General features: G+C 39.9%; 17 protein-coding genes. 16 read left to right on the top strand and 1 reads right to left on the bottom strand.

Annotated features, from left to right (window positions below; genetic code table 11):
• Positions 1–13 precede the first annotated feature (13 nt).
• The 9 genes from ACSX1H_RS03325 to ACSX1H_RS03285 all read left to right on the top strand — a co-directional run bounded on the left by ACSX1H_RS03325 (position 14) and on the right by ACSX1H_RS03285 (position 11,540).
• Positions 14–2,254: a helix-turn-helix domain-containing protein gene (locus tag ACSX1H_RS03325; protein ID WP_439182204.1), complete on the top strand. Its 2,241-nt coding sequence runs from the start codon at positions 14–16 to the stop codon at positions 2,252–2,254.
• Positions 2,255–2,580: 326 nt separating this feature from the next.
• Complete coding sequence (locus tag ACSX1H_RS03320; protein WP_439182203.1) at positions 2,581–3,036, top strand: T9SS type A sorting domain-containing protein; 456 nt, start codon at positions 2,581–2,583, stop codon at positions 3,034–3,036.
• 23 nt (positions 3,037–3,059) lie between these two features.
• A complete protein-coding gene (locus ACSX1H_RS03315; protein WP_439182201.1) occupies positions 3,060–4,658 on the top strand; it encodes a Kelch repeat-containing protein in 1,599 nt (532 codons plus the stop codon).
• A gap of 97 nt (positions 4,659–4,755) precedes the next feature.
• Entirely contained in the window at positions 4,756–6,054 is a 1,299-nt protein-coding gene (locus ACSX1H_RS03310) for a polysaccharide pyruvyl transferase family protein (RefSeq protein WP_439182200.1), read from the top strand.
• Positions 6,051–6,971 (top strand): methionyl-tRNA formyltransferase, encoded by a 921-nt coding sequence (locus ACSX1H_RS03305; protein WP_439182198.1) that lies wholly within the window; start codon positions 6,051–6,053, stop codon positions 6,969–6,971. The genes ACSX1H_RS03310 and ACSX1H_RS03305 overlap by 4 nt, the downstream gene beginning before the upstream one ends.
• A complete protein-coding gene (locus ACSX1H_RS03300; RefSeq protein WP_439182197.1) occupies positions 6,964–7,974 on the top strand; it encodes a GNAT family N-acetyltransferase in 1,011 nt (336 codons plus the stop codon). The genes ACSX1H_RS03305 and ACSX1H_RS03300 overlap by 8 nt, the downstream gene beginning before the upstream one ends.
• Complete coding sequence (locus tag ACSX1H_RS03295) at positions 7,967–9,463, top strand: lipopolysaccharide biosynthesis protein (RefSeq protein WP_439182195.1); 1,497 nt, start codon at positions 7,967–7,969, stop codon at positions 9,461–9,463. Before ACSX1H_RS03300 ends, ACSX1H_RS03295 begins: the two co-directional genes overlap by 8 nt.
• Positions 9,463–10,170, top strand: a complete 708-nt coding sequence (locus ACSX1H_RS03290; RefSeq protein ID WP_439182193.1) for an FkbM family methyltransferase — start codon at positions 9,463–9,465, stop codon at positions 10,168–10,170. The genes ACSX1H_RS03295 and ACSX1H_RS03290 overlap by 1 nt, the downstream gene beginning before the upstream one ends.
• Complete coding sequence (locus ACSX1H_RS03285) at positions 10,164–11,540, top strand: polysaccharide deacetylase family protein (protein WP_439182192.1); 1,377 nt, start codon at positions 10,164–10,166, stop codon at positions 11,538–11,540. The genes ACSX1H_RS03290 and ACSX1H_RS03285 overlap by 7 nt, the downstream gene beginning before the upstream one ends.
• Here ACSX1H_RS03285 and ACSX1H_RS03280 read toward each other — a convergent pair.
• Complete coding sequence (locus ACSX1H_RS03280; RefSeq protein WP_439182190.1) at positions 11,537–12,754, bottom strand: glycosyltransferase family protein; 1,218 nt, start codon at positions 12,752–12,754, stop codon at positions 11,537–11,539. The genes ACSX1H_RS03285 and ACSX1H_RS03280 overlap by 4 nt on opposite strands.
• A 171-nt stretch (positions 12,755–12,925) precedes the next feature.
• Between ACSX1H_RS03280 and ACSX1H_RS03275 the strand changes: the two genes are divergently transcribed.
• The 7 genes from ACSX1H_RS03275 to ACSX1H_RS03245 all read left to right on the top strand — a co-directional run bounded on the left by ACSX1H_RS03275 (position 12,926) and on the right by ACSX1H_RS03245 (position 18,929).
• Positions 12,926–13,804, top strand: a complete 879-nt coding sequence (locus ACSX1H_RS03275; RefSeq protein ID WP_439182188.1) for a cell division protein FtsX — start codon at positions 12,926–12,928, stop codon at positions 13,802–13,804.
• Positions 13,805–13,846: 42 nt separating this feature from the next.
• On the top strand, positions 13,847–14,098 hold the full coding sequence (locus tag ACSX1H_RS03270) for a DUF3098 domain-containing protein (protein ID WP_439182187.1): 252 nt from the start codon (positions 13,847–13,849) through the stop codon (positions 14,096–14,098).
• A gap of 17 nt (positions 14,099–14,115) precedes the next feature.
• Positions 14,116–14,910, top strand: a complete 795-nt coding sequence (locus tag ACSX1H_RS03265) for an undecaprenyl-diphosphate phosphatase (RefSeq protein ID WP_439182186.1) — start codon at positions 14,116–14,118, stop codon at positions 14,908–14,910.
• Positions 14,911–14,945: 35 nt separating this feature from the next.
• On the top strand, positions 14,946–15,659 hold the full coding sequence (gene truB, locus ACSX1H_RS03260; protein WP_439182185.1) for a tRNA pseudouridine(55) synthase TruB: 714 nt from the start codon (positions 14,946–14,948) through the stop codon (positions 15,657–15,659).
• Positions 15,660–15,808: 149 nt separating this feature from the next.
• Positions 15,809–16,858 carry a tRNA preQ1(34) S-adenosylmethionine ribosyltransferase-isomerase QueA gene (gene queA, locus ACSX1H_RS03255; protein ID WP_439182184.1) on the top strand — a complete coding sequence of 350 codons (1,050 nt, stop codon included), beginning with the start codon at positions 15,809–15,811 and terminating at the stop codon, positions 16,856–16,858.
• A 102-nt stretch (positions 16,859–16,960) separates the two neighbouring features.
• Positions 16,961–17,794, top strand: coding sequence for a universal stress protein (locus ACSX1H_RS03250; RefSeq protein WP_439182183.1), 834 nt, complete (start codon positions 16,961–16,963; stop codon positions 17,792–17,794).
• A gap of 112 nt (positions 17,795–17,906) precedes the next feature.
• Entirely contained in the window at positions 17,907–18,929 is a 1,023-nt protein-coding gene (locus ACSX1H_RS03245; RefSeq protein WP_439182182.1) for an ATP-dependent 6-phosphofructokinase, read from the top strand.
• Positions 18,930–18,973: the final 44 nt, after the last annotated feature.

Genomic DNA, 18,973 nt, shown 5'->3' with positions numbered 1-18,973 from the left:
TAAACTTAAATTCATGAATGCGCAGTCAGAATCACTTCAGTCACTCGTCTCCAAATACATCAACACTACCAACCGAAGTGTTTTCTTAACCGGTAAAGCCGGCACGGGTAAAACCACTTTATTGCACCGCATTAAAGAGCACACTCATAAAAACATTGTAGTAGCCGCTCCTACAGGTATTGCAGCGATCAATGCCGGAGGTGTCACCTTGCACTCCTTGTTTCAACTGCCGTTTGGCGCCTTTATGCCCGACAATAACGGGATGGATACAGCACGTATGGAAACGCTGGCACATTTTAACACACCGCGCACACTGATTAAAAACCTGCAAATGCATAAGGTGAAGCGCAACCTCATTAAGCAGATGGAATTGCTGGTTATTGATGAAGTGAGTATGCTGAGAGCTGATTTACTGGATGCCATCGATCTGATTTGCCGCCATGTGCGCCGTGAACGCAACACCCCATTTGGAGGAATACAGGTGTTGTTTATTGGTGATATGTTGCAATTACCTCCTGTTATCAAGCAGGCCGAATGGACCTACCTGAGTCAGTATTACAAAAGCCCTTATTTCTTTGATGCTCAGGTGCTGCAACAGCAGCAGCCCGTGCACATTGAGCTGCAAAAAGTCTACCGCCAAACCGATCAGGATTTTGTTGATTTACTAAATCACTTTCGTGATAACCAGGTTACACCCGCCGACATTGATTTGCTCAATCAATATTACCGGCCTGGGTTCAATCAGGAAAATAACGATGGCTACATTCAGCTCACCACGCACAATGCCATTGCCGATGCCAAAAATAAAGAATGCTTGGCCGAGCTCAAAGGCCAAACGTATGCCTTTAAAGCAACCATAAAGGGCGAATTTAAAGAACAGCAATACCCTTTACTCCCCACAATAGAATTTAAAAAAGGGGCACAGGTGATGTTTATCAAAAATGACTTTTCGGGGCAGCAACGCTATTTCAATGGCAAAATTGGCACCATCTCCTTTATCAGCCGCAATGAAATTGAGGTGAGTTTCAGCGATGGTACGGCCCCCGTCAGGGTTGAGCCCTATACCTGGGAAAATAAAAAATACACCCTCAATAAGGAAACCAATGAGGTGGAAGAAAAAGTGGTTGGCGAATTTCAACAATTTCCGCTAAAGCTGGCCTGGGCCATTACTGTGCATAAGAGTCAGGGCCTCACCTTTGACAAGGCCATCATTGATGTCAACAAAGCATTTGCTGCCGGACAAATTTATGTGGCCCTTTCGCGCTTAACCTCACTGAATGGATTAGTCTTGCTATCTCCTATTCCGCAGCAAGGTATTGCAGCCGATGATTCGCTGCGCAGCTTTGTGGAGCAAAAAATGGATCCCAATGATTTGGCACCGATACTGAAAGAAGAATCGCAGAAGTACTTTAATCAGTTTGTGCTGCAGGCCTTTGATTTTAACGACCTGATGCTGACACTTCATCAGCATGTGCAGTCTTATACAAAAGATGAAAAACGTTCTAAAAAACAGCAATACAAGGACTGGGCCACTCAACTACTAACGGATACTGCACCCCTGCAGAATGTGGCCAACAGTTTTCGCGCGCAGGTTCACCGCATCATCATCAGCGGAGGCGATAATTACCTGAACCTTCTGGTAGAGCGAGTGCATAAGGCCATTGCCTATTTCCAGCCCACCATTAAGCAATGCCACTCCAGCATTATTAACCACATAGAAACACTTGGTTCGCAAAAAGGGATGAAAGCCTACACCACCGAACTAAAGGAACTGGCAGCGGCTTATTACTCCCTGTCTCAAGACATGCTGAAGGCCAAAAAGCTACTTGAATCATCGCAAAATGGCTTGGATGTTAACAAAGAAGATATTGAACAACCTGATTTAAGCAGGCAAACTGAGGCTTCCGCCAAGAAGCCAGCTGCTGCAAAAGACAAGGCGATAAAACCGCCCAAAGTGGCGAGCTACCTGGTTACTTGCGCCTTGTATAAGCAAGGGCATGGTGTTGACTCCATCGTTTCGGAGCGCGGACTGGTGCAAACAACCATCGAGTCGCACCTGGCCAAATGCATCCAGGAAAACATCCTTTCGCTCAATGATTTTGTTGATTTCGAAAGTCGTGAGGCCATCCAAAAAGGAATTAAGGCCAGTAAAGGAAAAGGTCTTTCAGAAATACGCGAGACTTTGAAACGCAACTATTCCTATGCCGAAATAAAATACGTTCTTGCCTGGATGCAATCTGATGGTGTGCTTTAGGCATTGGGATAAAACTCCGCCTCTGCTAAGTAATAAATGGAAAGTTTAAACAGATGCGAAGTTTATTGGTTAAAAGGCTTGTCAGAATACAATTATCAATAAAATAATGAGTATCACCATCAGCTGATAGAGCAACATGGCTCTGGGAAAATCAGCAGATCTCATTTGACTCAATAACCAATTTTTACTGAATTTTTTCATGTCAATAAGAGTAAGGTTTGCGGCAGATTGCAAGCAAAAATGATGCCTAAATATTATTTTACATGTGTATTTTGATTATAAAATCAAAATCTATTTCTTTGTTTAGTTATCAGAAAATTATTACTATGAAAATATTATACACTCTATTACTACTCATGATTGGGTATTCGAGTCTCGCACAAGAACGCCAGTTGATTTCTACGACAGGCTTCTCTCATCAGTCTGAATATAACTTCTCAACAAGCATTGGCGAACCAATAATAGGAATACTGGTTGGTACCAACACCACCTTTAGCCAAGGATTTACTCCAATGAAAATTCAGACAACAGCCAGCAACATGAACAATACTGAATCCTCAATCAGTATTGTTCCAAACCCTGTGTCTACCCACATTTATGTTAAAGGAGTAAATCTAGACCAAGGATTTACATACTGTATAGTTGGTGCTAACGGTGATATTATTGAGCAAAATAAGCTAACTGATCACCGAATAAACACATCGTTCCTGGCACCTGGAAACTATATCCTAACTATATTTAATAACGAAACAACCTTTAAACAAAAAGTAATTAAGCAATAAAACCTTCTGAAAAATAAATCTATATGAAAAAATACGCTATAATCAGTTTGTTTGTTTTCATTATAACCTCAATCAATGCCCAAGTCCCGGAGAATATCAATTATCAAACATTAATCAGGGATAATAATGGAAACTATATTTCAAATAAAGATGTATCCATTCGCTTATCCTTGCTTCAGGGAAGTCCATCCGGTTCGGTAATATATTCCGAAGCACATATGACCCAAACAAATGATTATGGATTAATCAACCTTAAAATTGGAGAAGGTGCTTCTGCTGATGTTTTTAGTGATATCAACTGGGCTAATGAAACATTATTTATCAAAGTAGAAGCAGAGATTGACAACTCTGGTTCATACGAAGAAATAGGCGTCTCTCCTTTCAGTAGTGTACCTTATGCGCTATTTGCCAAAGATGCCAACATTAATCTCAAAGCTGGTATTGGCATTGAAATAAATGATAAATCTATTGGCGCTACAACCAATTCTTCTCTGTGGAACGCGAATACAATTCAAAACATTGGAGTTTCTGAAAACGAACCAGCAATTGGTGATGTTTTGGTTTATGATGGAACACATTGGACTCCAGGCCAACATAATACCATCCCTGCTGGCTCAGGCATTATTAGCTTTGACGCAGAAGCGCCAGATGGTTTTGAATTCTCGGGAAATACAGTTGTAACGGAGAAAATTGACGGGACCTGGCAAGAGGTTGCGCCAATGAACAACTTAAGAAGATATGCAGCAACATGCGAACTAAATGGTAAACTTTATGCCTTTGGTGGAGAAGGTGAGAATAATTTCACAACAAGGTTTTCTGAAGTATATGATCCAAGCACTAACACATGGTCTGAACTAACTCCAATGCCAATTGGACGAACCATAGGTGCAGCAGCAGCAATTGATGGATTAATCTATGTTGCAGGAGGATTAACTGAAGGCACTAATACTGGCTCTACTCGAGTTGATGTATATAACCCAGAATTAGATTCATGGTCAGTAATAGAATCAATGAACCATGCCCGCTATTTACATGGCTTGTTTTCTTACAATGGTAAACTTTATGCTGTAGGAGGTCTTGTTAGACTTAGCGATCCCGAAGTCACTGCAACTATCGAAGAATATAATTTTGTTGAAAAAAGATGGACAGTTGTAAACACTATTCCAACATTTTACCCAGGAACAGTAACAACAATTCTTGATAACAAGATTTATTTTGCTGGTGGCTCGGATATGCCAGGCGATTCATATTCCTGTAAAAATAATGTCCATGCATACAATATTGACACACAAGAGTGGACAGTATTAAAACCAATAAATACACCGAGAATAGGTTGTTCATTTGGGACTATCAATAATCAATTAATTATAACAGGCGGCATCAATAATGGAGTTTACCTGTCATCCACAGAATTATATTCTCCTAACGATGATATATGGATTAATCTAACAAGCGATATTAAGTTAGCATCCATTGCAATGAGAGGAAATGAAGTAAATGGCAAATTTATAATAACCGGAGGTCAGTACAGAAACAATGACATCAATTATAAAACCAACCTAACGCAGGTGTTCAACCAAACGATAATTAAAGAAAAACTATTTATTCACAGAACTAAGTAAAACCTATCAATATACAGGAATAAAAGACCGATATTATCGGTCTTTTTTTTTTTGCTTATCACATTAGATTAAATTTGCAGAAACAATTTATTATTCAATGAATCATAAAAATATCTTTTTAACCGGTTTATTATCTGCAAGATTAGGCGGCCTGGAAATTGGAAATTTAGGGAATTTTGCAATTGTCGAACCGTTTATTGACAACTTGAAAAAGGAATTTCCAAACCACACCATAAGAACATCATTTCAGCTATCAGAAAGTTTTGAGAAGCATAAAGCTATTACATGCTTACGAGATGAACGATTCTGGAATTATGGCAAGTATACTGCAAAAGAAACAATTAAAGATCTATTAAAACTAATAGTATATAAAATTAGCTTTGGAAAGTATATTGGAATATTAAACTCGAGTAAATTACTTAAAGAAATTAGTAGCTCTGATTTTGTAATCGATTTCAGCGGTGATGTCTTTGGCGAAAATGCAAAATTCAATGTCTTTTTAGAAGGTGCAGCAAAAATGTTTATTGCATATGCCCTAAAAAAGAAAGTGTTTATTCTGGCTAGTTCACCAGGTCCATTCAAGAAATTATACAAACGATTGTTAGTCAAATATCTATATAACAAAGCACAAATAATCTTAAATCGAGAGCCCATAAGCACTGACCTGCTAATTGAGCTCGGGCTAAAGAAGAAAATTACTCAAACATCAGCATGTCCCTCTTACCTCTTTAAGGGCAATCCGACGGATTCAGAGCTAGAGCTACTAAGGAAATATGGAATTCAAGATAAAGATAAGCTTGTAGGATTCATCTTAACTGGATGGACTCTCCAAAATGCACCTTATAATAAACTCCCCAGAGATAATGATGAATTAGCGATTTTTGCAGACTTCCTAATACACCTTTATGATACTTATAACTTTAAAGTGGCATTAATGTCCCATGGCAATACAACTCTGGATAATGGAGAACTGGCGTATGGGAATGATTACTATATCCTGAAACAATTGTATGAGATGATTCCGGATAAGTACAAAGACAGAATCTTTTTATTTAATGAATTATTCGATGCCAAAAGAGCAAAAGCTGTGATTGGTAATTTTGATGCATTAATAAGCGGGCGATTACATGGCGCCATTGCTGGCATTTCTCAATGTGTCCCAACAATTGTTTATGATTATGGGCACGAACCTAAAGCACACAAATTAAGAGGTTTTCTAAGGCTGATCAATTACGAAAAGTTTCTCTGTAACCCAACTGACTTAGATGAGATGAAAGGTTTATTCAAACATCTATGGACTAATAGAGCATTTATCTCTGAAACACTAAATAAAGAAGTATCTAACGTACAAAACAAAGCACTTTTAAATTTCAAATCAATTAAGGAATATTTATGATTAGGGTTGTTTTTCTTGGCATGGGAGGTCCTATTACCACCATGGTATTAAACTCTTTGTTAAACCATAACAACGTGGAGCTCATGTGCCTGATAAAACCTTATCAAAATGTTAGCTCAAATTCTTACGGTAAAAAGATACTTAAGAAGTTACCATTATTTATTCAGAAGATAATCCGCTCCTGTAGAATTAAATATTTCAAAATAGATAACTGGCAATTGCCTGATTTAGTATCGTATTATAACATAAATGTCTTGACAACGTCCAATGTTAATTCGAAGGACACCATCAAATTGATCGAATCATTCAAGCCCGACTTAATCGTTGTCGCCAACTTCAATCAGATATTAAAAAAAGAGGTATTAGCGATTCCTCACATAGGATGCATTAACGTACACCCTTCTCTTCTGCCAGAATACAGAGGAGCTAATCCAATTTTTTGGATGTTTAAAAACAATGAACAGTTTGGAGGTGCTACTATACACTTTATTGATGAAGGCATAGATTCGGGAAGAATTATTAAACAATCAAAATTTAGTCTAAGCGAAGAAGAGACTGTATTATCTTACACTAAAAAATGCGGAAAGGCCGCAGCCAAAGATCTTGAAAACCTTTTAGATTTGTTTTCAATTAATGCACAACTACCAATTAAAGAACCTTCAGAAACAAAAAAATACTACAGAAAACCCACTAAAGAAGATGGCGAGTTATTGTTGACTGGCAAACCAGAACTCGTATTTCGTAACTATAACGTAATGAAAAATTACGTCCCTGTCTATCTGACTATTAATAATAAACAGTTCACAATTATTAAAGCTAAATTTAGCAATCGAAAAAAGGTAAAAAGCAAATCAAATGTATTTGTATATTCCTCAGATAATAAAGTCTTAATATTCAAAGGTAAGTACAATGCCTAAATATACTATCAAGAAAATAGCCAACGAAAATGCGACTGATGAATGGAGTGAATTATTGAATAATTCAACAAACATAAGCCCTTTTCATCACTTGGAGTGGTTTAATGCCTATAGTAAAGCAAAAGGTGAAAAATTTGAAATACTTGGTTGCTACAATGACAACGATGAAATCATAGCTGGTTTTGCATATTTCTATCGCAAAAGACTCAAGTATAATTTAATCATAAACCTATTAGGCATTGATAATCATATTATATATCTCGAAAGATCAACTAAATTGCAATCCAAAAAAGAAAGTTACTATTTTGAAATCTATCAGGCTTTTAACAGCCATTTTGAGAAACACTTTCATCACATTGAATATACACTCAGCTGCACTAATATTGATATTCGCCCTTTTACCTGGAACGGTTTTATTCCTGAAATAAGATATACATACACTGGACAAATTACAGAGGTTGATAAGATGATAACCAACTTCAACCCTGATGTTCGAAATAAAATCAAAAAAGCACTTAAACTTAATTACCGTTTTGATTACTCAAATACAGAAGAAGAAATAATTATTAGCCACCAATTAATTAAGCGGTCTTTAGATAAAAATAACAAAGAACATATTCTTCAACAGGATGAGTTTGTTACTTTCTGCAAAATATTAAATCAAGCAGGTATGATTAAAGTCTGCAATATGTATTATGAAGGAATACCTGTTGCCACACGTGTCATTATCCACAACCACTCACATGCCATTGACTTTCAAGCCGGAGGCAATGAAGAATATTTTAAAACTGGACTCAATCAACTTTTAAGTTATAAGATATTTGATTTGCTCTATCAATGTAAAATAGAGTCCTATGACTTTAGAGGTGCCAATACACCGACGATCGCTAGATACAAATCAGGCTTCAACTTCAGTTTGCAACCATACTATCACTTAAGCAAAAATAAAGGAGTTATCTTTAATACGTTGATGAAAATGAAAGAATTAACTACTAATGCTTAACAAGCTCCGACAACTCTTCAAAGAAAGCGTTTTTTATGGCATTGGCAACTTTATAACAAAAGCCAGTGGATTAATACTTCTGCCGCTTTACTCCCGTTATTTGGGCAAAGACGAAATTGGCCTGATGATGCTGTATGAATCGGCCTTCTTGTTTTTAATGACTATAGCAGCCTGGGGCACAAAAAGCGGTTTTACCAGATGGTACTACGAAATGAAAACCCGCCAAGACAGGCAAGCGTTGTTTTTCACCACCTATATATTTAATGTCGCCAGCAACTCGATAGGCGTGTTTTTAACTGCAATAATCCTTTTTAACCTTAATGTTTTTGATACCGAAGGAAGTGAGCGTATCATTACTTTCTTCTGTTTATCCGGTTTATTCAGATTATTATATGACGTACCGTTCATAATGCTAAGGCTCCAGCAGAAAGCCTTTAAACAAACGTCTTATCAAAGTCTCAATATCATACTCACAATACTATTTACCTTTTACCAACTTGAGGTTGAAAACAATGGCTTCAAAGGGATATATATCGGTCAATTGATGGCTAACTCCCTAACCTTTCTGATCACTCTCCCCCTCATCATAAAAAGCTGTCATATAAAGTTTAAAGGCCACTTGCTAAAAGAGATGATTAATTACGGCTATCCATTAGCCATATCAAATGTTTTAACTCATTTATTAGTTATTAGCGACCGTTACATTCTTGAAGCGTATTATTCGCTTGAAGCCGTTGGTAGTTATTCAGTTGCAACAAAAGTGACCAACTTGCTACAGGTTCTAATAATGGGGACCTTCATAACCTCCTACACCTACCAGTATTATAAAACAATGAGTGAGGATGATAGCTCACGCTATCACATCAAAATACTTAGCTATTTCATGCTTTTTATGGTATTGGCAGGCATTATCATTACTGCCTTTGCAAAGGAAATTATCTTCGTTATCATGGCTGGTAAAACTGAATATTACGATGCCATTCCGGTTATCCCGTTCCTGATGATCGGACTTATCTTTTCAGGTATGCAACAAATATTCAGACTCCCTCTGACAAAAGCCAAGCTCACCAAACTGATTTCTGTCATAACCATATCGGTTGGCGCCTTAAATGTGGGACTGAACTTTTTAATCATTCCACGTTTTGGAAAAGAAGGGGCTGCCATGACAACAGCTTTGTCACAGTTAATAGCTGCAGCCTGTTTCTTATACCAGAGTCGGAAAATAGAGGGTACTCAATATGAATGGCGGAAAATAACTACTATCCTCTTATTAGGCGTTATCTTCTGCAGCAGCTATTTCCATATTCCGAATTTTAACTTTGTAATGGACGTTCTGATCCGAATTGTCATTATTGGCCTGTTTATAGCTTGCTTATTTCTTTTCAATTTTTTCGAACCCATTGAAAAAACAAGAATCAAACAGGCGTGGGCTAAATGGAATAAACCCAAGGATATCATTGCTAATATTAAAAGCTTAAATCAAAAATAGTGCATCAATTTAAAAAGACCATTATACAACTATATCGTGTATTACGCGGAAAATCACCTTATATCAAGACATCCGTTAAGCTTAAACATCAATGGATGGGAGGTCAAAACGGGGGTTTCTACGTGGCACCCGAATACATCAATTCTGAATCCATTGTATACTCATTTGGTATCGGTCAGGACATAAGTTTTGATACCGCATTAATCCAGAAGTTCAATTGCAAGGTCTATGGCTTCGACCCAACTCCAAAATCAATCGAATGGGTTAAAGAGAAAGGTGATATTCCCAGGTTTAATTTCACTCCAATAGGCATCAGCAATAAGAACGGAGAGCTATCTTTTTTCCTGCCGCAAAATGAACATCATGTGTCGGGTAGCTTGGTCGATAATGCGGTGACCAGTTGGGACAATGCGATTAAAGTGCCGGTTAAAGACCTAAAAACAATTGTCGGTGAATTGGGTCACAAATGCATTGATGTGCTTAAAATGGATATTGAAGGGGCCGAATACGAAGTGATTCCAGACATTCTTAAGTTGGGCATTGAAATTAAGCAAATACTCATCGAATTTCATCATCGTTTATACCCCAATGGTAACCAAAAAACAAGAGATGTTATTAAGCTATTAAAGCAATATGATTATCATGCATTTGCAACGTCTGAAATTCTTGAAGAAGTGTCGTTCATAAAAATGAATCATTCATGCTAAGTGCACTAAATAAAGAACAGCTTAACTATGTGCTCTTTCATCTTCAATTACATATTGAGTTTGATGAAGAGCTAAAAAAACGCATGCATTATTGTTTATCAACAGCCAACATCGATTACGGTATTATCTTTCGGAGCTCGACACGAGGCATCGATCTGACTGAACGCATCCAATACAACAACAAGCAGCTTCCAAATCTGTTTCCGGCCCAGAAACAACTGCCACTTTACGAATGGCAGAACGGCAACCTGATATTTCACCACGACCTGCTAAAAGCAGCCTTTTATCTATTGAGTGCCTACCAGGAAACCCTCAGCTCTGATAAAGACACGATGGGCCGTTTTCAGTATAAAAACTCGGTTCAGTATCAAACCGACTGCGTGCAGATACCGGTGGTCAACTACTATTTCGACATCATCGCTGATGGCATCGAGCAATTTTGTAAAAAGCACCACCTCAGCTGCAAACGTAAGCGACTGTTCAACGACTTCGGGTTTATGCTGACCCACGATGTGGATCGCATCAACTACTATCACTGGAGAGAAACAACCTACAAGCTGCTTCAACTGGTTGGTTTAAAAAAAGCACATTACAACAAGAGTCGCCTATTGAAAGCCAGCATTAGTGCCCTTATTCCTACTATTTTCCCGGGAACCAAACAGGATCCGTGGTGGAATTTTGACGAGCTGCGAAGAATTGAAAAAGCACTACAATTAAAGTCAGTGTGGTATTTTTTAAACCGCGATGGTTCCCCGCACGATGCTAAATACCATCTTGAAGAAAAACGAATTAAAAAGCTCATAAGCCAACTTTTGAAAGATAAGTGTGAAGTTGGCCTTCATGGCTCCATCTCTACTGCCACTGAATCTAGTGCCATGCGAAGCGCCAAAACCAGAATGGATCAAGCAGCTGGTCAGGCAGTCATTGGAATCCGACAGCATTTTCTCAAGTTTCAGTACCCGGATACGCTAAAACGACAGGAAGATGCCGGGCTATTATACGATACAACAATGGGATTTGCCGAACACGAAGGCTTTCGTAATTCATACTGCTACCCCTTCAAGCCTTACGATCACCAAAACAACAGGATGCTTGATATTTGGGAGATCCCGTTAACTGTAATGGACACCACTCTATTTGGATATAGAAACATGGATTACAACAACATGCACGACTCATTTAATTATTTAATTAATGAAATAAAGCAGTTTGGTGGCGTGCTGGTTCTATTGTGGCACAACTGTAATTTCGATGAAGCACAGTATCCGGGCATCAAGCAATATTACACAAAGCAATTGGAGGCCATCGTGGATAAAGGCCCTACATCCATAACCGGAACTGAACTTATCGAACAACTGCGCACCTACTAAAGCCGTTTCCTGATAGCTTCGGCAAGCAGCGATGCCCGGTTCGCAAAGGTGTGCTCAGTCAAGGTGCGCTTTTGTCCGCGTTGAGCAATGGCCTCCAACTCGTTGGGATGCGCCAGCAACCAGGCAATTTTTTCCTTTGCTTCTGCCAAGGAGCGGTAAGCTACGAGTTCGTCATCATTAAAGTAAACATTCAAATCTTTTTTCCAATCGGTTAACAAACAACCTCCTGCCCCAGTCACCTCATACATCCGCATATTGGCAGCAAAATCACTGGCTATGTCGCCGTGAATGTTAAACGATATTTTAGAACGCCTTATTTCCCTGAACATTTCTAGGCCAAACACGGGCGCTTTAATGGCCTGCATTAGGCGCTCACTCACCTTGGATGCCCTGGGGAAAAACTGAAGCTTACTCACTTTATTGAACCCTTTGACATGCCTGTTAATCGCATGAAGGCCGGCTTTATCAAAGAGGCGGCTGGCTCCAAAAGCCAGCTGACGCAGAAGAATACCTTTGGAAGAGCTAGTGTTTAAATTAACCAAAAGGTTGATGTCAATTCCATCACTCACCAATTGCTCAAGAAATTGTATGCGCTCCCTGTGAAAATTCTGATCCAGAATTAAGGAGCCGGAAAACAGGAAATCGTGTTTGCTCTCAATGTCATTGTGCAACACTTGCAGGATGCGCCCATCAAAAGCATGAGGCACAACCAGACACTCTGGTAATCCGCTTTTTTCAAGCAGCTCCTTAAAATAAGGTGCACAAACCGTTATGAAATCAAAGCTCATAAAGTCGGCAAAAAACTGTGGTGAAATAGGCGAACAACAATTTCCAATAGCCAGCTTAATAGCAGGTATTTCTTTTCTGAGCTGTTCGATATAACTTCCGTTAAAACTATAGCTGTCCTGCAGCCAAATAACATCGGGTTGCAGTTGTTTTAACTGGGCAAGAACAATCTCTTTATCGGTACCAGCCTCCACATTGTTTTCCACACACCACTGCTCTTGCAAAGGCCGGGCATTGGCCACAATCTCGCTGGCCTCCCAGCCCAACTGACTGAATGCATGAGCGTAGGCATCTGACCAAGCAAAACGCTGCATCATCAGGTGCTGATGCTGTTCATTATAGCTGTGACCAGCATGCGAATGACTTTGATAGTAGTAACTAAGAAAATCTTTATAATAGGAGGTAATCTTAACCAGTTTAACGCTCATAACAAAAGTGTATAGTGTTACAAAAATGCAAAATGTTTAGAGAAATAACAGCCGCAAGCCCACTTAAATACAAATAAGTGTAACCAGTTAATTTTTGTTAATTCAAAGATTAATTGCCATCTTTTCCGACTCATCCAAAGGCATTTTATATTTTTGCAGTAATTCAATAAAATGGCACATAAAAAACACATAGCAAGCGGTCGTAAGCTTCGAAGCTCATACATCACAACCACTATCAGTATCGCACTGGTGCTGTTTCTGTTAGGCATTATTGGTTTGTTGCTGTTAAATGCACAACGCCTGTCATCCTACGTCAAAGAAAATATTGGTTTTACCATATTAATCAAAGACAACGCTCGCGAAGCAGAAGTAAAAAGGTTGGAAAAATTATTGAGCACCTCCCCTTTTATCAAGCAAACCGAGTATGTGGATAAAGACCAGTCGGCTGAGGATTTAAAAAATGAGCTGGGAGAAGACTTTGTTGAGTTTTTAGGTTACAACCCGCTGCTCTCGTCTATTGATGTGAAATTATTTGCCGAATACGCCAACCCCGATAGCCTGGTGAAAGTGGAGCATGTGATTTTGGAGTTTCCACAAGTAAAAGAAGTGATTTACCAAAAAAACATCATCCACCTGGTGCATCAAAATGTGCGTCGCATTGCCTTGGTATTGTCAGGCTTTTCGCTGCTATTACTTTTGATAGCTGTTGCACTCATTAATAACACCATTCGCCTGTCGGTTTATTCAAAACGCTTTATTATTCGCACCATGCAACTGGTTGGTGCCACTAAAAGCTTTATCCGCCGACCCATTCTTTGGGGCAGTATTTTGCATGGGTTTGTTGGTGCCGTGCTGGCCATCGCCCTTTTGGCCTTGCTCATCTATTTCAGCAGTCAGGAGCTCGCTGGTGTAGTAGGCTTCAACAACATGGATCTTATCCTGATATTATTTGGAATTGTTATTGCACTGGGAATATTTATTACATTGATTTCCACATTTTTTGCTGTCAATAAATATCTTAATCTTCGCACCGACGATTTATATTTATAAGATAATCAGGTACAAACTATTATCATTTTTAAAAAGAACAACATGTCACAAAAAGAACAGGATAAAAAGTTTCAGTTTGCATTAGCAAAAGAAAACTACATACTACTGGCCATCGGGTTCGGCATCATCATTTTAGGCTTTGTTTTAATGATTGGCGGCCGAAGCGAAGACCCAACTGTGTTTAATGAAGAGATTTTCAGCTTCAGGCGCATTACACTAGCCCCAATTGTTGTTTTATTTGGCTTCTTATTTGAGATATACGCCATTATGAAAAAGCCAAAGACCGATAAGTAATTACACCAACTGATTTTATGGAAATTTTTGAAGCATTAATCCTTGGAATAATCCAGGGATTAACTGAGTTTTTGCCTGTGAGCAGCAGTGGTCACCTGGAAATTGCCAAAGCTATTTTTGGCGCCAATACAGTAGGCAAAGAAAGCCTGTTTATGACCGTAATGCTACATGGGGCCACAGCCATCAGTACCATTGTGGTTTTTCGTAAAGAGATTATTGAAATAATTTCGGGTTTATTCCAATTTAAATGGAATGACCAAACCATTTTTTCACTAAAAATTGTGGCCTCTCTATTCCCGGCCGCCTTTGTTGGAATCGTATTTAACGACCAGATAGAAGCCCTGTTCAACAACCAAATACTGTTAGTGGGTATCATGCTGTTGATTACATCTGTGCTTCTGTTTTTGGCCGATAAGGCAAAAACCACCGAAAAAGGGGTTTCTTATGCACACGCAATCATTATTGGCGTGGCACAAGCCATTGCTATCTTGCCCGGTATTTCGCGTTCGGGTGCCACCATTTCCACTTCGGTACTGCTCGGCATTGATCGCACCAGAGCCACGCGTTTTTCGTTTCTGATGGTGGTCCCTTTAATTCTGGGAAAGATGGGCAAAGATTTGCTTTCAAGTGATTTCACCGCTACTGACATCTCCGTGCTCCCCGTTACGGTAGGTTTTATAGCAGCCTTTATTACCGGCCTGCTGGCTTGCACCTGGATGATTAAACTGGTTAGAAACAGCAAACTCACCTATTTTTCTATCTACTGTGCCATTATCGGACTGATAGCTATCGTTCACCAACTCTTTTTTTAATTCTCCCATACAACTAGTTTTATAGCAGATTAACAATGAATATCGATTACAGTGAAGAGCGGTTTCGTGAAGGTCAGGTGCTGTTGATTAACAAGCCCCTGCAATGGACATCTTTTGATATTGTCAATAAAATTCGCCTGTCGTTAAAGCGCTACCTGGGCATCAAAAAAATTAAAGTCGGACATGCCGGCACTCTCGATCCCCTGGCCAGCGGCCTGGTAATTGTTTGCACTGGCAAGGCCACCAAGCAAATCGACCAGTTTCTGGGAATGGATAAGCAATACCTGGCTGACGTGCAGCTGGGAGCTACAACGCCATCATTCGACCTTGAGACAGAGCCCGATAAACATTTCCCCTACGACCACATCACCCGCCAGATGCTCGATGAGGCAATCGCAACGCTGAGTGGCGAAATAGAACAGATTCCACCCATGTTTTCGGCCTTAAAAATTAACGGCCAAAAAGCCTATGATTTAGCCAGAAAAGGAAAAGAAGTGGAACTTAAGGCCCGCAAAATAACGATCAGTGAGTTAAAACTGGTTAACTGGGACAACCCGAATATCCGCCTGGATATTTCGTGCAGCAAAGGAACATACATTCGCTCCTTAGCACGCGATCTGGGCTATGAGCTCAATTCAGGGGCCCACCTGACCGGATTAGTGAGAACCCGCATTGGCCCGTATCAACTGGCTGATTCCATCACAATTGAGGATTTTGAAAAAAATCTTGCTATTTTTGCAACAAATTAAAATATGCTACGTATAAGGTAGGCCTGCTTTGCTATTAATTTCTACCAGGGCGCAGCTTAATAATTGTTGAAAATAATTGGTTCATCCTACGTGTTGTATGGTGATTTTCTTTGTTATAACCAATTAGCAAATTAGTAAAACGTATATATATGAAGTTATCAAAGTTTAAGTATAAACTACCGGAAGAGCTAATTGCGCTACATCCTGCAGACAATCGTGATGAATCCCGATTAATGGTGCTAAATACCCAAACAAAGGAAATTGAGCATCGCATTTTCAAAGATGTTATTGACTACTTTGACGATAAGGATGTAATGGTGTTTAATAACACCAAAGTATTTCCGGCCAGGTTGTATGGTAACAAAGAAAAAACGGGTGCCGAAATTGAAGTGTTTCTGTTACGTGAGCTAAATCGTGAACAGCGCTTATGGGACGTGCTGGTTGACCCGGCCCGTAAGATTCGTATTGGTAACAAATTATATTTTGGCGATGATGACAATCTGGTGGCTGAAGTGATTGACAACACCACATCCAGAGGTCGTACATTGCGCTTCCTTTATGATGGCTCTTACGAGGAGTTTAAAGAAACGCTTTATGGAATGGGTGAAACACCCCTACCCAAAATTATCAACCGCGAAGTACTGCCCGAAGATAAAGAGCGTTACCAAACAATTTACGCCAAGCACGAAGGTGCGGTAGCCGCTCCAACGGCTGGGATGCATTTTAGTCGTGAACTAATGAAGCGGTTGGAAATTAAAGGCATTGATTTTTCAGAGATAACTTTACATGTTGGTTTAGGTAACTTCCGCCAGGTAGATGTGGAAGATCTGACCAAACACAAAATGGACTCTGAGCAAATATTCATCACCGAAAAGGCGACTGATATTATTAATAACGGCAAAGACATGAAGAAACGCGTATGCGCCGTTGGAACAACAGTTATGCGTACGCTCGAAAGCTCGGTATCTACCTATGGGCACGTTAAGCCGTTTGAAGGATGGACCAACAAGTTTATCTTCCCGCCTTACGAATTTCAGGTAGCCAATGCTATGATTACCAACTTCCACCTGCCTCTCTCCACCTTGCTAATGATGGTGGCTGCGTTTGGAGGCTATGATTTTGTGATGGATGCCTACAATGTTGCCGTTAAAGAAAAGTACCGCTTTGGCACATATGGTGACGCCATGCTGATTATCTAAAAGAACTCATATATTGCAAAAAAGCCGGTTAGCTCGCCGGCTTTTTTTGTTTTTATAGCCTTTCATTCGTAACTTGAGATACGCACTTTAAAAAGCTACGCAATGGTACGAATTTTTGTCCCGGTTAATTTTTCAGATTACTCGCTCAACGCCGTCAACTATGCCCTTAATCTGGGACAACGTATCCCCTCTGCTATTACCTTGATTAGCTGTCAGCCCCCTTTGGACGACTCCAATGCCGACAACAGCGAAGTTAAATCCCGGGTCATCAACGAACAGGTTCTTCTTGATTTGAAAACCAAAGTTGAACAGGAGCTCAATGAGCAACAGCGCGACAACATCACTTTGCTATCGCGGCTCGAACGTGGCTACCCCGAAGATGTGCTGATAAGCATAACCAACAGGGAAGAACCCGATGTAATAGTCATGGGAACCTGCAGCAAGGGTGATACCATTAAAGAGCTGCTCGGAAGCGTTACCAGCGATGTGGTAAAAAATGCCAAAGTACCGGTATTGGCTGTGCCGGCAAACTCAAAAGCAAACACCAACAACATTAGTAACATCTTATTTGTTAGCGACTTTCAAGACTGCGACTACCGCTCACTACACAAACTCATCCGATTAATAAGTCCTTTTAAAACGCAAATATTTGCCGTTCATTTTAAAGCCTCCATTCCCGATAAATGGGATAAAGAGCGACTGGAGGAAATGCGTTTATACTGCGAGCAAACCTATCGCAACTACGAGATTGACTTTAGCTTTATAACCGGAGAAGACTTCATTACTGAGCTCGATAATTTTATAACGCAAAACAACATTGACCTAATTGCGATGACACGGCATAAGCGCAACATGATTTCAAAATTATTACACCCTAGCATAACCCGTAAAATATTGTTCCATACAGACATACCCCTTCTTGTGTTTCATGAATAAAAAAACTGTTAATCAAGATGAGTAAATATTCTGTATAAAAACAGTAATTTAAGAGCTTGCAAACTGAGATTTGGATATAAACAAATAAGACGACAGAAAACATCATCAGACCATGGGAAAAGGTAAAAAAAGGATTGGTATACTAACTGCAGGAGGTGACTGTCCGGGCATTAATGCAGCAATCAGAGGCGTTGGTAAAACAGCCATCGTAAAATATGGCATGGAGGTTATTGGCATATCCAATGGCTACAGTGGACTTATGTACAACGAGGTTACCCCAATGGAAGAAAAAGCACTTTCGGGCATCATCACTGTTGGCGGCACCATTTTAGGCACCTCGCGCTTTAAACCCTTCAAAGCCGAAGAGGGCGAAACTGAAAACAAGCCTCAAATCATCAAAGAAAACTACGATAAACTTGGTTTGGATGCATTGGTATGCATTGGTGGTAACGGAACTCAGAAAACGGCTAATTTGCTGGCAAAAGAAGGCCTTAATGTGATTGGTATTCCCAAAACAATTGATAATGATGTTTGGGGGACTGATGTAACCTTTGGCTTTGACTCTGCTGTTAGCATTGCCACCGAAGCAATCGACCGCCTTCATACCACTGCCAATTCCCACAAGCGAGTGATGGTTATTGAACTGATGGGTCACCATGCCGGATGGATAACTCTTCACTCAGGCATCGCAGCGGGCGGCGATGTCATCTTATTACCTGAGCTTGAATTCGATATCGACAATGTTTGCAACTGCCTTCTGGAAAGAAGCCGGGTAGGCAAACCCTATTCCATTGTGGTTGTTGCCGAAGGAATTGAAAAACCCAAAAAGAAATCAGCAGCCAGTTACATCAGTAAAAAAATACAGAAAAGAACCGGTCTGGAAACCCGCGAAACCATTTTGGGCTACATCCAGCGCGGAGGCAGTCCAAGTTCGCAGGACAGAATACTGGCTACCCGCTATGGGGCTTTTGCGGCCGAATTAATCCATCGGGGTGAGTATGGCACCATGGTGTCCATCAAAAACGACGTCATAACATCTGTTCCTCTTGAAGAAGTTGGAGGTCGCCTTAAACTGGTTAATCCCGATCACTACTTAATTGAGCAAGGCCGCAGCATGGGTGTTTGCTTTGGTTAATCAGGCCAAACTTTAAAATAGCATTTCAAAGAGGTGACAACAGA

This window comes from Carboxylicivirga taeanensis, assembly GCF_051851475.1.
GTDB classification, from domain to species: domain Bacteria; phylum Bacteroidota; class Bacteroidia; order Bacteroidales; family Marinilabiliaceae; genus Carboxylicivirga; species Carboxylicivirga taeanensis.
This window is presented reverse-complemented; position numbering and strand designations above follow the sequence as displayed.

Bases quoted from the DNA above. Each gene is read 5' to 3' on its own strand.
- ACSX1H_RS03280 (WP_439182190.1), bottom strand. From the start codon at position 12,754: ATGAGCGTTAAACTGGTTAAGATTACCTCCTATTATAAAGATTTTCTT.
- ACSX1H_RS03320 (WP_439182203.1), top strand. From the start codon at position 2,581: ATGAAAATATTATACACTCTATTACTACTCATGATTGGGTATTCGAGT.
- ACSX1H_RS03250 (WP_439182183.1), top strand. From the start codon at position 16,961: ATGGTACGAATTTTTGTCCCGGTTAATTTTTCAGATTACTCGCTCAAC.
- ACSX1H_RS03300 (WP_439182197.1), top strand. From the start codon at position 6,964: ATGCCTAAATATACTATCAAGAAAATAGCCAACGAAAATGCGACTGAT.
- ACSX1H_RS03325 (WP_439182204.1), top strand. From the start codon at position 14: ATGAATGCGCAGTCAGAATCACTTCAGTCACTCGTCTCCAAATACATC.
- ACSX1H_RS03270 (WP_439182187.1), top strand. From the start codon at position 13,847: ATGTCACAAAAAGAACAGGATAAAAAGTTTCAGTTTGCATTAGCAAAA.
- ACSX1H_RS03315 (WP_439182201.1), top strand. From the start codon at position 3,060: ATGAAAAAATACGCTATAATCAGTTTGTTTGTTTTCATTATAACCTCA.
- truB (WP_439182185.1), top strand. From the start codon at position 14,946: ATGAATATCGATTACAGTGAAGAGCGGTTTCGTGAAGGTCAGGTGCTG.
- ACSX1H_RS03285 (WP_439182192.1), top strand. From the start codon at position 10,164: ATGCTAAGTGCACTAAATAAAGAACAGCTTAACTATGTGCTCTTTCAT.
- ACSX1H_RS03305 (WP_439182198.1), top strand. From the start codon at position 6,051: ATGATTAGGGTTGTTTTTCTTGGCATGGGAGGTCCTATTACCACCATG.
- ACSX1H_RS03245 (WP_439182182.1), top strand. From the start codon at position 17,907: ATGGGAAAAGGTAAAAAAAGGATTGGTATACTAACTGCAGGAGGTGAC.
- ACSX1H_RS03265 (WP_439182186.1), top strand. From the start codon at position 14,116: ATGGAAATTTTTGAAGCATTAATCCTTGGAATAATCCAGGGATTAACT.
- ACSX1H_RS03295 (WP_439182195.1), top strand. From the start codon at position 7,967: ATGCTTAACAAGCTCCGACAACTCTTCAAAGAAAGCGTTTTTTATGGC.
- ACSX1H_RS03310 (WP_439182200.1), top strand. From the start codon at position 4,756: ATGAATCATAAAAATATCTTTTTAACCGGTTTATTATCTGCAAGATTA.
- ACSX1H_RS03275 (WP_439182188.1), top strand. From the start codon at position 12,926: ATGGCACATAAAAAACACATAGCAAGCGGTCGTAAGCTTCGAAGCTCA.
- queA (WP_439182184.1), top strand. From the start codon at position 15,809: ATGAAGTTATCAAAGTTTAAGTATAAACTACCGGAAGAGCTAATTGCG.